Annotated in this window: 14 protein-coding genes; 11 read left to right on the top strand and 3 right to left on the bottom strand. The window is 73.9% G+C overall.

Annotated elements, in window-relative coordinates:
• Window positions 1–14: 14 nt before the first annotated feature.
• Both IE326_RS13940 and IE326_RS13945 read right to left on the bottom strand, forming a co-directional pair.
• The gene (locus IE326_RS13940; protein WP_229915327.1) at window positions 15–1,106 is read right to left on the bottom strand and encodes a DUF5937 family protein; all 1,092 of its coding nucleotides are present in this window, start codon (window positions 1,104–1,106) and stop codon (window positions 15–17) included.
• Window positions 1,107–1,620: 514 nt separating this feature from the next.
• Entirely contained in the window at window positions 1,621–2,868 is a 1,248-nt protein-coding gene (locus IE326_RS13945; RefSeq protein ID WP_150229058.1) for a threonine aldolase family protein, read from the bottom strand.
• Window positions 2,869–3,004: 136 nt separating this feature from the next.
• Here IE326_RS13945 and IE326_RS13950 point away from each other — a divergent pair, with 136 nt between their 5' ends.
• The 10 genes from IE326_RS13950 to IE326_RS13995 all read left to right on the top strand — a co-directional run bounded on the left by IE326_RS13950 (window position 3,005) and on the right by IE326_RS13995 (window position 11,290).
• Window positions 3,005–3,964: a Rossmann-like and DUF2520 domain-containing protein gene (locus IE326_RS13950; protein ID WP_190041657.1), complete on the top strand. Its 960-nt coding sequence runs from the start codon at window positions 3,005–3,007 to the stop codon at window positions 3,962–3,964.
• Complete coding sequence (gene panC, locus IE326_RS13955) at window positions 3,961–5,019, top strand: pantoate--beta-alanine ligase (protein ID WP_190041658.1); 1,059 nt, start codon at window positions 3,961–3,963, stop codon at window positions 5,017–5,019. The genes IE326_RS13950 and panC overlap by 4 nt, the downstream gene beginning before the upstream one ends.
• A complete protein-coding gene (locus IE326_RS13960) occupies window positions 5,016–6,683 on the top strand; it encodes an L-aspartate oxidase (protein ID WP_150229051.1) in 1,668 nt (555 codons plus the stop codon). Before panC ends, IE326_RS13960 begins: the two co-directional genes overlap by 4 nt.
• A 98-nt stretch (window positions 6,684–6,781) precedes the next feature.
• Window positions 6,782–7,795 carry a carboxylating nicotinate-nucleotide diphosphorylase gene (gene nadC, locus IE326_RS13965; protein ID WP_150229049.1) on the top strand — a complete coding sequence of 338 codons (1,014 nt, stop codon included), beginning with the start codon at window positions 6,782–6,784 and terminating at the stop codon, window positions 7,793–7,795.
• Window positions 7,795–8,601, top strand: a complete 807-nt coding sequence (locus tag IE326_RS13970; RefSeq protein ID WP_150229047.1) for a type III pantothenate kinase — start codon at window positions 7,795–7,797, stop codon at window positions 8,599–8,601. The genes nadC and IE326_RS13970 overlap by 1 nt, the downstream gene beginning before the upstream one ends.
• A gap of 363 nt (window positions 8,602–8,964) precedes the next feature.
• Window positions 8,965–9,540: a hypothetical protein gene (locus IE326_RS13975; protein WP_190042241.1), complete on the top strand. Its 576-nt coding sequence runs from the start codon at window positions 8,965–8,967 to the stop codon at window positions 9,538–9,540.
• Window positions 9,541–9,554: 14 nt separating this feature from the next.
• Window positions 9,555–9,731 (top strand): hypothetical protein, encoded by a 177-nt coding sequence (locus IE326_RS13980; protein ID WP_170313830.1) that lies wholly within the window; start codon window positions 9,555–9,557, stop codon window positions 9,729–9,731.
• 120 nt (window positions 9,732–9,851) lie between these two features.
• Window positions 9,852–10,265, top strand: coding sequence for a BlaI/MecI/CopY family transcriptional regulator (locus IE326_RS13985; protein WP_150229045.1), 414 nt, complete (start codon window positions 9,852–9,854; stop codon window positions 10,263–10,265).
• 15 nt (window positions 10,266–10,280) lie between these two features.
• Window positions 10,281–10,790, top strand: a complete 510-nt coding sequence (locus tag IE326_RS13990; RefSeq protein ID WP_150229043.1) for an amino-acid N-acetyltransferase — start codon at window positions 10,281–10,283, stop codon at window positions 10,788–10,790.
• A gap of 164 nt (window positions 10,791–10,954) precedes the next feature.
• Window positions 10,955–11,290: a histone-like nucleoid-structuring protein Lsr2 gene (locus IE326_RS13995; protein WP_030757822.1), complete on the top strand. Its 336-nt coding sequence runs from the start codon at window positions 10,955–10,957 to the stop codon at window positions 11,288–11,290.
• Here IE326_RS13995 and IE326_RS14000 read toward each other — a convergent pair.
• The gene (locus tag IE326_RS14000) at window positions 11,269–11,865 is read right to left on the bottom strand and encodes an SCO3374 family protein (RefSeq protein WP_150229041.1); all 597 of its coding nucleotides are present in this window, start codon (window positions 11,863–11,865) and stop codon (window positions 11,269–11,271) included. The two genes, IE326_RS13995 and IE326_RS14000, sit on opposite strands and share 22 nt — an antisense overlap.
• A gap of 472 nt (window positions 11,866–12,337) precedes the next feature.
• Between IE326_RS14000 and IE326_RS14005 the strand changes: the two genes are divergently transcribed.
• Window positions 12,338–14,857 carry an ATP-dependent Clp protease ATP-binding subunit gene (locus tag IE326_RS14005; protein WP_150229039.1) on the top strand — a complete coding sequence of 840 codons (2,520 nt, stop codon included), beginning with the start codon at window positions 12,338–12,340 and terminating at the stop codon, window positions 14,855–14,857.
• Window positions 14,858–14,932 lie beyond the last annotated feature (75 nt).

Consider the following 14,932-nt stretch of genomic DNA (forward strand, 5'->3'; position numbering starts at 1 on the left):
GCCGCCCCGCCGCGTCAGCGCAGCACCGACTCCAGGAAGTCGCTGCCCAGCCGGGACACGGCGGAGAAGTCGAGCTGGTGCAGGACGTAGCGGCCCCGGCGGCGGGTGGTCAGCAGCCCGGCCCGCCGGAGCACCGCGAGGTGGCGGGAGACCTCGGGGGCGGTGATGCCGTACGCGTCGGCCAGCTCGCTCGTCGAGTACGGGCCGCGCGCCAGGCTCCGGCACATCCGCATCCGCACCGGGTGGGCGAGGGCGTCGAGCCGCAGCCGCACGGTCTCCACGGACTCCGGGACGCCGACCTCGCGACTGGCCGCCGGATACATGATCACCGGCTGCCAGCCGGGCGAGTACAGGGCGATGAGGTGCGGCCGGCCGAAGGCGCTCGGCAGCAGCGTCACGGCGTCGGCGGGGGCGGCCGTCCGGGCCTCCATCAGCTTGTCGACCACGATCCGGCTGCCGTCGGGGTCCTCCTCCAGGCGCAGCGCCCGCGAGGCGTCCGCGAGGGCGTCGGCCAGCCCCTTGCGGCGCATCAGCTCCGTCTTGTGCCGGGCGTCGGCGGCGAGCTGGACCCGGATCCGGCGCCAGGTGTCGGCGAAGAACGCCTCGTCGCAGTCCTCCAGGAGACGCCGGATCCACGCGCGCGTGGCGGTGGGCGCGGCGAGCATCCGCTCCGCGAACGCGGCCTGGCGCGGGCCGCGCGCGGCGGCCAGGTCCAGGGCCCGCCGCGCGGACCGCTCGTCGACCAGCGGCGAGGGGATGCCGCCCCGGGCGTAGCGGGGGCTGCACGAGATCTCCAGGGCGGCCCCGACGAACTTCTCGTCGTCCATGCGGTCGAGGTCGTCGAGCTCCTCGGCCAGGGTCTCCCGGGGCCGCGGGGGCATCAGGAAGTCGGACCGCGTCGACCGCCACATGAAGTCCGCCTCCAGGAGCCGGTCCGCCAGGCCCGGTTCCAGCGCGGCCGCCGTCGCCGTCGCCCACGCGTGGTGCCCGGGGTGGTGCCCCGGCTCCGCCAGGACGTGGACGGCGTTGCCCAGCTCGGCCAGCGGCGAGGGGCTGAAGACGATCCGCTCCGGCGGTACTCCGGTGATGTCGATGGTCACGCTCACGTCCCCATGGTGCGGGATGCCCCCGGGGCGCCGTCGCCCCGATCGACGAGGGCCGTCCATCGGGGCGCGGGGCGGAGCGGCGGGGACCCAGGGCGGCCCCGTGGACGCCTTGTGGCAGCACCTCCTCGACAGCCACCGGGCCGCGCGACGGGGCGAGCCCGCCCCGCCCGCCCCCGGCACCCACGACGCGGCCGTCCTGCGCGACCTCTACGACCGGTACCGCGCCGCGCGGGCCCCGACCGGTCCCGCCGCCCCGGTTCCCCGGTCCCGGGTTCTCCCGTCCCCGGTTCCCCCGTTCCGGGTTCTCCCGTTCCCGGTCGCTTCCGTACGGCTCCGGCCCGGGCCGCGGCGCGCCTCGCCCGAAGCCGGGCGGCGAACGGCTGGGCACCCCGGCCCTGAGCGGCCCTGAGCGGCCCTGAGCGGCACCGACCGGGCCGGACCGGACGGGCCGGCGCCGGCTGCCGGCCCCCGCCTTCGGCGGACGCCGGGAGGTCCCGTGCGCCCGCCCCCGCCCTCAGCCCCCGACGGACGCCAGGAAGTCCCGGGCGGCCGCCCCGACCTCCTCGGCCGTCCAGTCCAGGGCCGCCGCCGCCACCGTCACCTCGGTGACGGCGGTGCCCGGCGGGCCGCCCGCGCCCGGGGCGAACCAGCGGCGGAAGAGGCAGACGCCGGTCCGCTCGGTCTGGGCCAGCGCGGCCGCCGTGAGGACGTCCGGTTCGTACGGCAGCCACACCTGGAACTGGTGGGTGTGCGGCACCTCCGGGTGCACCCGGAACCAGCCGGGACCGCCCGCCCGGCCGGCCGTCTCCGCGAAGGCCCCGCGCAGCGCGTCGGCGACCACGCGCGCGTGGGCCACGTACGAGGGCAGCCGGGGCAGCTCGACGTCCAGGCCGCGCAGCGCGGACAGCGCGACGGGGTACTGCTGGAAGAGCTGTCCCCCGTACCGGTGGCGCCAGACCCGCGCCTCCTCCACGAGGTCCTCCGGCCCGGCGAGGGCGGCCCCGGACATGCCGTCGAGGGACTTGTAGAACGACACGTAGACGCTGTCCGCGAGCCCGGCGACCTCCGCGAGCGGGCGGCCGAAATGCGTCGGGCACTCCCACAGGCGGGCGCCGTCGAAGTGGACCACGGCCTCCCGCTCGCGGGCCGCGTCGACGACCGCGGTCAGCTCCTCCCAGGACGGCAGCACGAAGCCCGCGTCCCGCAGCGGCAGCTCCAGCATCAGCGTCCCGAAGGGCTCCGGGTGGTCCCGCACCTCCTCGGCCGTCGGCAGCCGGGGCGCGTCGGTCGGGTGGACCGTCCGCAGCCCCGACACGGCCCCCAGGGCGCCGCCCTCGTGGACCTCGGGGTGGGCGAGCGGGTGGAGGGCGACGACCGGGCTGCCGGTCCGCCCCGCCCAGCAGCGCAGCGCCACCTGCTGGGCCATGGTGCCGGTCGGGAAGAAGACCGCGGCGGGCATCCCCAGCTCGGCGGCGGTCCGCTCCTCCAGCTCCTCCACGAGGCCGTCGCCGTACACGTCGACGGACGCGTCCGCGAGGCCCGCCGCTTCCATCCACCCGGCGAGCGCCCGCAGCCGGCCGCCGACCGTGCCCTCCACGGACGGCCGCCACAGCGAACGGGCGGCCCCGCCCCACACCCGTGCCCGGTGCCGGCGCGCCGCGTCCTCGTCCGTCACCCCTCCGGCGACCCCGCCGGACGTCTCCCCGGCGGCCCGGCCGGCCGCCTCACCGGTCGTTCCCGATGACACCTGATCCACATTCATGGACAGATCATCACACCGTCCCCCAGGGCCGCGCCGCGGCCTGTGGACAGCCGGAAGGAGGGCGAAACGCTGGCGTAGCATGACCAGAAATCGTCCGGTACCCGCCGCGGACTGGAACGGGAAGGCCGTACCCACCGTGAACGCACCAGCAGCGCCAGAACCCAGGGCCGAGGACCGGCCCGCCCGCCTCACCGTCGGAGTCGTCGGCGCGGGCCGCGTCGGCCCCGCGCTCGCCGCCTCCCTCCGGCTCGCCGGACACCGCCCGGTCGCCGTCTCCGCGGTCTCCGACGCCTCCCGGCGCCGGGCCGCCGACCTGCTCCCCGGCGTCCCCGTGGTGGAGCCCGCGCGGGTGCTCGCCCTCGCCGACCTCGTCCTGCTCACCGTCCCCGACGACGCCCTGCCGGGCCTCGTCGAAGGACTCGCCGGGACCGGCGCCGTCCGGCCCGGCCAGCTGATCGTGCACACCTCGGGGCGGTACGGGGCGCGGGTCCTGGACCCGGCCCGCCGCGCGGGCGCGCTCCCGCTGGCCCTGCACCCGGCGATGACCTTCACCGGCACGGCCGTGGACGTGCAGCGGCTGGCCGGCTGCTCCTTCGGGGTGACCGCCCCCGAGGAGCTGCGGCTCGCCGCCGAGGCGCTGGTCATCGAGATGGGCGGCGAGCCCGAGTGGATCGCCGAGGAGGCCCGGCCGCTCTACCACGCGGCCCTCGCCCTCGGCGCGAACCACCTGGTCACCCTGGTGGCCCAGTCGATGGAGCTGCTGCGCACCGCCGGGGTGGCCGCCCCGGACCGGATGCTCGGCCCCCTCCTGGGCGCCGCGCTGGACAACGCGCTGCGGTCCGGCGACGCGGCCCTGACCGGCCCGGTCGCGCGCGGCGACGCCGGCACGGTCGCCGCCCACGTGGCCGAGCTGCGCAAGCACGCCCCCGGCACCGTCGACGGCTATCTGGCGATGGCCCGCACCACCGCCGACCGGGCGCTCGCGCACGGGCTGCTCAAACCGGAGCTGGCCCAGGACCTGCTGGGAGTCCTCGCCGCCGACCTCCCAGCCGACACGACCGGCCCCGCCGACGGGCCGCGAGGAGACGACCGATGAGCCTGTCCGACCGGAAGGGTGCCCGGCGCCACGCGCCCGCGGAGCTGGTCTCCACGGTCGAGGACCTGGAGTACGCGCGCGCGCACTTCGGCGGCGAGCCGGGGCACAACGCCGTCGTCATGACCATGGGCGCCCTCCACGAGGGCCACGCGACCCTGGTGCGGGCCGCCCGCGAGCGCGTCGGGCCCGACGGCTTCGTCGTCGTCACGGTCTTCGTGAACCCGCTCCAGTTCGGCGCGGGCGAGGACCTCGACCGCTACCCGCGCACCCTCGACGCCGACCTGGAGCTGGCCTTCGCGGCCGGAGCAAGCGCCGTCTTCGCGCCCTCGGCCGAGGAGGTCTACCCCGGCGGGCAGCCGCAGGTCCGGATCACCGCCGGGCCCATGGGCGACCGCCTGGAGGGCGCCTCCCGGCCCGGCCACTTCGACGGCGTCCTCACCGTCGTCGCCAAGCTGCTCCACCTGACCTCGCCCGACCTGGCGTTCTTCGGCCAGAAGGACGCCCAGCAGCTGGCCGTCATCCGCCGCATGGCGCAGGACCTGAACTTCCCGGTGGAGATCGTCGGCGTGCCGACGGTCCGCGAGGCCGACGGCCTCGCCCTGTCGAGCCGGAACCGCTACCTGTCGCCCGGCGAGCGGCGGACCGCCCTCGCCCTGTCCGCGGCCCTGTTCGCCGGCCGCGACCGGCTCGCCGCGCAGGAGGCCCTGCACGCGCGCGCCGTCGCGCTGCCGGCCGACCCCGGGCGCGCGGAGGCGCTGTCCCGGATCGGCGAGGCCCGGGCCGCCGCCGACGCCCACGCGGTCGCGCAGGCGGCCGAGGGCGGCGGCGCCGACGCCGTGCGGGCCGCGGCCCGTGCCGTCCTGGACGAGGCGGCGAAGGCCGAGCCGCCGCTGGTCCTCGACTACCTGGCCCTGATCGATCCCGCCGACTTCACCGAGGTCGGGGACGGCCACCGGGGCGAGGCGATCCTGGCGGTCGCCGCGCGCGTGGGCACCACCCGACTGATCGACAACCTTCCACTGCGCTTCGGAGCCACCCAGGGGGCCGCCTCGTGACCGGAATACGACTGCACGCACCCGAGCCGGGCTGGGCCGTCGACGCGGACGTCGTGGTGATCGGCTCCGGCGTCGCCGGGCTGACCACCGCCCTGCGCTGCGAGGCCGCCGGGCTCCGCACGGTCGTCGTCACCAAGGCCAACCTGGACGACGGCTCCACCCGCTGGGCCCAGGGCGGCATCGCCGCCGCCCTCGGCGAGGGCGACACCCCCGAGCAGCACCTGGACGACACCCTCGTCGCCGGTGCCGGGCTCTGCGACGAGCCGGCCGTCCGCCTCCTCGTCACCGAGGGCCCGGACGCCGTCCGCCGCCTGATGGCCACCGGCGCGGCCTTCGACCGCACCTCCGACGGCGAGATCTCCCTCACCCGCGAGGGCGGCCACCACCGCCGCCGGATCGCCCACGCGGGCGGCGACGCCACCGGCGCGGAGATCTCCCGCGCCCTGGTCGAGGCGGTCCGCGCGCGGGGGATCCGCACCGTCGAGCACGCACTGGTGCTCGACCTCCTCAAGGACGACGAGGGCCGCGCGTCCGGCGTCACCCTGCACGTCATGGGCGAGGGCCAGCACGACGGCGTCGGCGCCGTCCGCGCCCCCGCCGTGGTCCTCGCCACCGGCGGCATGGGCCAGGTCTTCTCCGCCACCACCAACCCGCCCGTCTCCACCGGCGACGGCGTCGCCCTGGCGCTGCGCGCCGGGGCCGAGGTCTCCGACCTGGAGTTCGTGCAGTTCCACCCGACGGTGCTCTTCCTCGGCGCCGGCGCCGAGGGCCAGCAGCCGCTGGTCTCCGAGGCGGTCCGCGGCGAGGGCGCGCACCTGGTCGACGCGGACGGCGTCCGGTTCATGCTCGGGCAGCACGAGCTGGCCGAGCTGGCGCCCCGGGACATCGTCGCCAAGGCGATCACCCGCCGCATGCGGGAGCAGGGCGCCGAGCACATGTACCTGGACGCCCGGCACTTCGGCGCCGAGATGTGGGAGCAGCGCTTCCCGACGATCCTGGCCGCCTGCCGGGCGCACGGCATCGACCCGGTCACCGACCCGATCCCGGTCGCCCCGGCCGCGCACTACGCCTCCGGCGGCGTCCGCACCGACCTGCGCGGCCGCACCACCGTCCCCGGCCTGTACGCCTGCGGCGAGGTGGCCTGCACGGGCGTCCACGGCGCCAACCGGCTGGCCTCGAACTCGCTCCTGGAGGGCCTGGTCTTCGCCGAGCGGATCGCCGCGGACCTCGCCGAGCACGGCCCGCACCGCGAGGGCGTGGCGCGCACCGGGGCCGCGGGCGCGGTGCTGACGCTGATCGCGCCCGAGGCCCGCCGCGACATCCAGCGGATCATGACCCGGTACGCGGGCGTGCTGCGGTCGGCCGCGAGCCTGACGGCCGCCACCGACGCCCTCGAAGCGCTCCGGCAGGGCGCCGAGGACGACCGCAAGGCGGCCGAGCCGGGCGTGGACTCCTGGGAGACCACCAACCTGCTGTGCGTGGCCCGGGTCCTGGCCGCGTCCGCCCTGGCCCGCGAGGAGACCCGGGGCTGCCACTGGCGCGAGGACCACCCGGACCGGGACGACGAGCGGTGGCGCCGCCACCTGGTCGTCCACCTCACGCCCGACCGCAGCCCGGTGGTGCGCACCACCGGGACCGCGGACTTCCCGCCGGTGACGCCGTGACCCGGTGACGCCGTGACCCGGGATCCCCGTGACCCCGGTGATCCCCGTGACCCCCCGTGATCCCCCGTAACCCCCGAAGCCCCCAGGGAGCCGCAGTCGTGAGCACGCCCGAGGAAGCCCGTCCCGAGCCCGTGGACGTCCCCCTCATCCAGATCAACTCGTACGAGGAGTCCGGCGGCTGCGGCGACGGCTGCGGCTGCGGGGACGCGGAGGAGTACGAGTGCGGGCTCGACCCCGCGCTCGCCCAGCTGCTCACCGACGCCGGCCTCGACCCCGTCCAGGTCGAGGACATCGCCCACCTGGCGATCGCCGAGGACCTCGACGGCGGGGTGGACGTGACGACCGTGGCGACCGTCCCGGAGGACGCCGTCGCGACCGCCGACTTCGTGGCCCGGGAGGCCGGCGTGGTCTCCGGCCTGCGGGTGGCGGAGGCGGTCCTGTCGATCGTCTGCACCGAGGAGTTCGAGGTCGAGCGGCACCGCGAGGACGGCGAGCGCGTCGAGGCCGGCGACCTGCTGCTCAGCGTCACCGCCCGGACCCGCGACCTGCTCACCGGCGAGCGCAGCGCGCTGAACATCCTGTGCCGCCTCTCCGGTATCGCCACCGCCACGCGCGCGTGGGCGGACGCCCTGGAGGGCACGAAGGCCAAGGTCCGCGACACCCGCAAGACGACGCCGGGCCTGCGCGCCCTGGAGAAGTACGCGGTCCGCTGCGGCGGCGGCGTCAACCACCGGATGTCGCTGGCGGACGCGGCCCTGGTGAAGGACAACCACGTGGTCGCGGCCGGCGGCGTCGCCGAGGCGTTCAAGGCCGTCCGGGAGGCGTTCCCGGAGGTGCCGATCGAGGTCGAGGTCGACACCATGCACCAGGTCCGCGAGGTCCTGGAGGCGGGCGCCGACCTGATCCTGCTGGACAACTTCACGCCGGACGAGACCGAGGAGGCCGTGGCCCTGGTCGCCGGCCGCGCGTTCCTGGAGTCCTCCGGCCGGCTGACCCTGGAGAACGCGGCGGCGTACGCGGCGACCGGCGTGGACTACCTGGCGGTCGGCGGCCTGACGCACTCCTCCCCGATCCTCGACATCGGCCTGGACCTGCGCGAGGTGCGCGGCTGATGCTGCTCACCATCAACGTCGGCAACACGCACACGGTCCTCGGGCTCTTCGACGGCGAAGAGATCGTCGAGCACTGGCGGATCTCCACGGATCCCGGCAGGACCGCCGACGAGATGGCGGTCCTGCTCCAGGGACTGATGGGCATGCACCCCCTGCTCGGCGCCGAGCTGAGCGACGGCATCGAGGGGATCTCGATCTGCGCGACGGTCCCCTCGGTGCTGCACGAACTGCGCGAGGTGACCCGCCGCTACTACGGGGACGTGCCGGCGGTCCTCGTGGGGCCCGGGGTGAAGACGGGCGTGCCGATCCTCACGGACAACCCGAAGGAGGTCGGCGCGGACCGCGTGGTCAACGCCGTCGCGGCGGTGGAGCTCTACGGAGGTCCGGCGATCGTGGTGGACCTCGGCACGGCGACGACGTACGAGGCGGTCACCGCGCGCGGCGAGTACGCGGGCGGGGCGATCGCCCCGGGCATCGAGATCTCGGTCGAGGCGCTCGGCGCGAAGGGCGCGATGCTCCGGAAGATCGAGCTGGTCCGGCCGCGCGGGGTGATCGGGAAGAACACCGTCGAGGCGATGCAGTCCGGCATCGTCTTCGGCTACGCGGGCCAGGTCGACGGCGTCGTCTCCCGGATGAAGCGGGAGCTGGTCGGCCCCGGGGGCGACCCCTCGGAGGTCACGGTGATCGCGACGGGCGCCCTGGCGCCGGTGGTCCTCGCGGACTCGAAGGAGATCGACGAGCACGAGCCCTGGCTGACCCTGATCGGCCTGCGCCTGGTGTACGAGCGCAACGTCTCCCGGGGCTGACCCCGCCCCGGGCCGCGCGGGCGGCCCGGGGCGGCGGTCGCGCGGGCGTCCGGGTGACCGGGCGTCCGGATGTCCGGGGTCCGGTCGCGCCGCTGCTGGAGAGCGCCGCAGCCCCGCCGCTGGAGAGCGCCGCCCCGCCGCCGGAGAGCGCCGCCCCGCCGCCGGAGAGGGCCGCCGCGCGGGCGCCGGGGAGGCCGGGCGCGCGGGTGATCGTCCCCGCCCGTCCCGCCCCCGCGCGGGGGCGGGAACCCGCAGGTGGGAAGGGGCGCCGGGGGCCGACGCGCCGGATGATCGCTAAGCGAAATTTGTCCGATTAGCGCGTATCGTCGGCCCATGCCCACGCCATACGGATCCCGCGGCGGCATGGCGTTCAGCGCGGACGAGCTGCGTGTGCTCCGCCGTGCCCTCGCCAACGCCCTCCATCCCGCCCCCCTCCCGGAGGAGGACGTCCGCGACGCCCTCCGCCTGGCCGATTCCGTGGACGAGGCCGTGCGCGAGGCCGTCCGGCTGCGCGCCTTCCTCCTCGCGGACCTCACCCGCTACCGCGAGGCGCTCCCCGGCTCGCTCCCCGGCTACCTGGACCTCCTGGAGGACGCGCTGGCCGACGGCTACGACCCCGGGGCCGACGACCTCGCCGCGCTGCGGGCCCTGCGCGCCAACCCCGACGCGGCCCGGCTGCTCGACCGCTGCCAGGTGCTCGCCGAGCGCTCCGTCCGCGCCCGCCTCGCCCGGGTCTCCCAGGCCACCGCGAGCGCCCCGGCCGGCGCCTCCCGGGCCCGGCTGCTCGCCCTGCCCGGCGGCCGCGCGACCGAGGAGCCCCGGCCCGGCCCGTCCGCCCCCGCCCCGGCCGAGCGCCCGGTGCCCAAGCCCTCCGAGGTCTTCCCGCCGCGCCGCCGCCCCGTACCCCCGCCCCCGCCCGAGGAACGGGCCGCGGGCTAGCTACCCTGGTCGGCATGGACTACGTATCCGCGCTTTTGCCCCCCGTCGTGATGGCCGCCTTCTTCATCGGCCTCATCGTCGTGATCGTCAAGAGCCAGGGCGGCCCGAACAAGGCCAAGGAGGACGCCGCCGTGGACGCGGCCCTCGCCCGCGCGGAATCGGCCCGCCAGCCGGACGCCTCCGACTCCTGAGCGACGCGGAACCCGAGGGGTATGCGACCGCCTTCGGTCGCGTACCCCTTTTGTCTTGTTTTCGCCGCGCTTGGCGGATCAATGACACTTATCGGCGTTATCTCCCACTAGGGTGAGTGCGTGCCCCGTCCCCTGGGAGAACTCGAAGACGCCGTCATGACGCGCGTCTGGCAATGGAACCGCCCGGTGACCGTCCGGGAAGTCCTGGAAGACCTCCAGCAGGAACGCTCCATCGCCTACACCACCGTCATGACCGTCATGGACAATCTCCATCAGAAGGGCTGGGTGCGCCGGGAAGTCGAAGGCCGCGCCTATCGATATACGGCGGTCTCCAACCGCGCCGCCTACTCGGCCGCACTGATGAACGAGGCCTGGGCGCAGAGCGACAACCCCGCGGCCGCCCTGGTCGCCTTCTTCGGGATGATGTCGCCGGAACAGCGGGAGTCGCTGAACGACGCCGTCCGGATCGTCCAGCGCGACAACCCGCTCCCCACCGCGCCGGAGGAGGGCGAAGGGGATCCCACGGCCTCCTAGAGGTACCGTCCCCCCATGTCGAAAGCCGTCACCGTACGCCGTGCCCGCACCTCCGACGTCGCCGCCGTGCGACGTCTGGTCGATCCCTACGCGCGCCGCGGCATCCTCCTCGACAAGGCGACGGTGACGTTTTACGAGGCCATCCAGGAGTTCTGGGTCGCGGAACGCGACGAGGACGCGGAGGTCGTCGGAGTCGGCGCCCTGCACGTCATGTGGGAAGACCTCGCGGAAGTCCGCACGCTCGCCGTCGATCCGGAGTTCAAGGGCGCGGGCGTGGGTCACCAGCTGCTCACCAAGTTGTTGCAGACGGCGCGCTGGCTCGGTGTGCGCCGGGTTTTCTGTCTCACCTTCGAAGTCGAGTTCTTCGCGAAGCACGGCTTCGTCGAGATCGGCGAGACCCCGGTCGACGGAGATGTCTACGCCGAGCTCCTGCGTTCCTATGACGAGGGTGTCGCCGAGTTCCTCGGTCTCGAACGGGTGAAGCCGAACACCTTGGGCAACAGCCGGATGCTTCTGCACCTGTGACCGGAAGCCCGGCGGAACCCCCGGGGAACCCCGGCAGAACCCTATGTCCGAATCGCGCACGTTTCCCGCGTTGCCGGGCTTCTGAACCTCTGCCAGGGGTTTGTGTTTTTCCCGGAAAAGCGGTTTCCTTTCCGCGTACTGCATTTTCGATGAAAGGAAATCCGGTGGCACAGAAGGTTCAGGTCCTTCTTGTCGACGACCTCGACGGCGTCGAGGCGGACGAGACCGTGACGTTCGCGCTGGACGGCAAGACCTACGAGATCGACCTCACCACCGCCAACGCGGAAAAGCTCCGTGGCCTGCTCGAGCCGTACACCGCGAACGGGCGCCGCACCGGGGGCCGCACCACCGCGGGCCGCGGCAAGGGCCGCGTCGCCGCCGCCGGCAGCCAGGACACGGCGAAGATCCGCGCCTGGGCCAAGGAGAACGGCTACGAGGTCAACGACCGCGGCCGCGTCCCGGCCCACGTCAAGGCGGCCTACGAGGACGCGAACCGCTGAGGCGCCCCCCGCCGGGCGGCCGGTCCCCCGGCCGGGACGCCCAGCAGCCGCAGCCGGTGGCACTCCACCGCGGCGGCGGCCACCAGGCGCGTCAGACACGGGGCCTCCGCACGGCCCCACGGCCCGGACCGCGGAGCCGGCAGCGAGGACTCGACCTCACGCCCCGGCTCGGGGGCCCGCAGCCAGACGGCGGCGCCCGGCGCGCCGGATCCGCCCCGCCCCGGAGGCGGGGGAGCGGTCATCCGGCCGTCGGCGCCCAGTGCCACGAGATCCAGTGAGATTCCGCCCCACTCCAGCCACTCCAGCAGGCCGGGCAGCTCCTCGGCGCCTCCCGCGGCCACCAGGAAGCGCATCCGGCGCCCCAGCAGGGCCACCGGGCCCGTCGCGGCGCCCACCCGGCGCAGCACCCCCCGGCCGGCCGCCGCGGGCAGCTCCAGCACGTCGAAGCGGAGCCCCGTCACCAGCTGCACCGGCGGACCCGGCACGGTCGCCCATCCGAGCTCCCGCTCGTACCAGAGCGCGAGCGCCCGGTCGCCGTCGAGCGGCGAGCGGGGAAACGGGACGGTGAGGGCCATGCCCGGGGAACTCCCGGGGAGCCGAGGAGGTTACGGCCCCGGCGCCACCGGTGACGTAACGTTCCGGTCCGGGCACCCGAGGTGTCCGGGAATGGGGCGTACGAGCGCATTCGGCGAGGCAAGCCTGTTCGCTGGTAGCGGAGGGAACCGGGGTGCGCCGCATGGAGTGTCGGACCATACGGGTAAGACATTCCCAGTGGAGAGGGGTGACTCGCCGGGCAGGGCCGTCTCACGTTCGCCATCGGCGTACTCAAGGCGGGGGTAACTACTTGGCCTGCGGGAACATCGTCTCGCACCATCGAGTTGGAGCATTTGTCGGCTGTTCGGCAGCGGACCACCCCACGGACAAGGGGGTGATCCGGACGGATGTCGGCAGTTGGAATGAGCGGTCCCCGCTTGCGGGACTAAGCTGCGGAAGGACAGGGAGGGGATCGACCCCTAACTGACTGACCGCTCTGAGGAGCGATTAACGATGTTCGAGAGGTTCACCGACCGCGCGCGGCGGGTTGTCGTCCTGGCTCAGGAAGAAGCCCGGATGCTCAACCACAACTACATCGGCACCGAGCACATCCTTCTGGGCCTTATCCACGAGGGTGAGGGTGTCGCCGCTAAGGCCCTGGAGAGCCTCGGGATTTCGCTCGAGGCGGTCCGCCAGCAGGTGGAGGAGATCATCGGCCAGGGCCAGCAGGCCCCGTCCGGCCACATCCCCTTCACCCCTCGTGCCAAGAAGGTCCTGGAGCTCTCGCTCCGCGAGGCCCTCCAGCTCGGCCACAACTACATCGGCACCGAGCACATCCTGCTCGGCCTGATCCGCGAGGGCGAGGGCGTCGCCGCCCAGGTCCTCGTGAAGCTGGGCGCCGATCTCAACCGGGTCCGGCAGCAGGTCATCCAGCTGCTCTCCGGCTACCAGGGCAAGGAAGCCGCCACCGCCGGCGGTCCTGCCGAGGGCACCCCCTCGACGTCCCTGGTCCTCGACCAGTTCGGCCGCAACCTCACGCAGGCCGCCCGCGAGTCCAAGCTCGACCCGGTCATCGGGCGCGAGAAGGAGATCGAGCGGGTCATGCAGGTGCTGTCCCGCCGCACCAAGAACAACCCGGTCCTCATCGGCGAGCCCGGCGTCGGCAAGACCGCCGTCGTCGAGGGCCTGGCGCAGGCCATCGTCAAGGGCGAGGTGCCCGAGACCCTCAAGGACAAGCACCTCTACACCCTGGACCTCGGCGCGCTGGTCGCCGGCTCCCGCTACCGCGGTGACTTCGAGGAGCGCCTGAAGAAGGTCCTCAAGGAGATCCGCACCCGCGGCGACATCATCCTGTTCATCGACGAGCTCCACACCCTCGTGGGTGCGGGCGCCGCCGAGGGCGCGATCGACGCCGCCAGCATCCTCAAGCCGATGCTGGCCCGCGGTGAGCTCCAGACCATCGGCGCCACCACGCTCGACGAGTACCGCAAGTACCTGGAGAAGGACGCCGCCCTGGAGCGCCGCTTCCAGCCCATCCAGGTCGCCGAGCCGTCGCTGCCGCACACCATCGAGATCCTCAAGGGCCTGCGCGACCGGTACGAGGCGCACCACCGCGTCTCCATCACCGACGAGGCCCTCGTCCAGGCCGCGACCCTGGCCGACCGGTACATCTCGGACCGCTTCCTCCCGGACAAGGCGATCGACCTGATCGACGAGGCCGGCTCCCGGATGCGCATCCGCCGGATGACCGCGCCGCCGGACCTCCGCGAGTTCGACGAGAAGATCGCCGGCGTCCGCCGCGACAAGGAGTCCGCGATCGACTCGCAGGACTTCGAGAAGGCCGCGTCCCTGCGCGACAAGGAGAAGCAGCTCCTCGCCGCGAAGGCCAAGCGGGAGAAGGAGTGGAAGGCCGGCGACATGGACGTCGTCGCCGAGGTCGACGGCGAGCTGATCGCCGAGGTCCTCGCGACCGCCACCGGCATCCCGGTCTTCAAGCTGACCGAGGAGGAGTCCTCGCGTCTGCTCCGCATGGAGGACGAGCTCCACAAGCGCGTCATCGGCCAGAAGGACGCCGTCAAGGGTCTCTCCCGGGCCATCCGCCGCACGCGCGCCGGCCTGAAGGACCCGAAGCGCCCCGGTGGCTCGTTCATCTTCGCCGGCCCGTCCGGCGTCGGTAAGACCGAGCTCTCCAAGGCGCTCGCCGAATTCCTCTTCGGCGACGAGGACGCGATGATCTCCCTCGACATGTCGGAGTTCAGCGAGAAGCACACGGTTTCCCGTCTCTTCGGCTCGCCGCCCGGATACGTCGGCTACGAAGAGGGCGGCCAGCTCACCGAGAAGGTGCGCCGCAAGCCGTTCTCCGTCGTCCTCTTCGACGAGGTCGAGAAGGCCCACCCCGATATCTTCAATTCCCTGCTCCAGATCCTGGAGGACGGTCGCCTGACCGACTCCCAGGGCCGGGTCGTGGACTTCAAGAACACGGTCATCATCATGACGACCAACCTCGGGACCAGGGACATCTCGAAGGGCTTCAACCTGGGCTTCGCCGCCCAGGGCGACACGAAGTCCAACTACGAGCGGATGAAGGCGAAGGTCAGCGAGGAGCTGAAGCAGCACTTCCGCCCCGAGTTCCTCAACCGCGTGGACGACATCATCGTCTTCCCGCAGCTGACCCAGGACGACATCCTCCAGATCGTCGACCTGATGATCGGCCGCGTGGACGAGCGCCTGAAGGACCGGGACATGGGCATCGAGCTCTCCCAGTCCGCGAAGGAGCTCCTGGCGAAGAAGGGCTACGACCCGGTCCTGGGTGCCCGCCCGCTCCGCCGGACGATCCAGCGCGAGATCGAGGACACGCTGTCCGAGAAGATCCTCTTCGGCGACCTCCGCCCCGGCCACATCGTGGTCGTGGACACGGAGGGCGAGGGCGAGGAGCGCAAGTTCACCTTCCGCGGCGAGGAGAAGTCGGCGCTGCCGGACGCCCCTCCGGTCGCGGCGGGCGAGACGGGCCCGAACCTGTCGAAGGACGCGTGACGCACGCGCCGAGCGTGTAGCGGTCAAAGGGGCGGCCCCGGAACCTGGTGGTTCCGGGGCCGCCCCTTTTTGCCG

The organism is Streptomyces filamentosus (genome assembly GCF_014654895.1).
GTDB classification, from domain to species: domain Bacteria; phylum Actinomycetota; class Actinomycetes; order Streptomycetales; family Streptomycetaceae; genus Streptomyces; species Streptomyces filamentosus.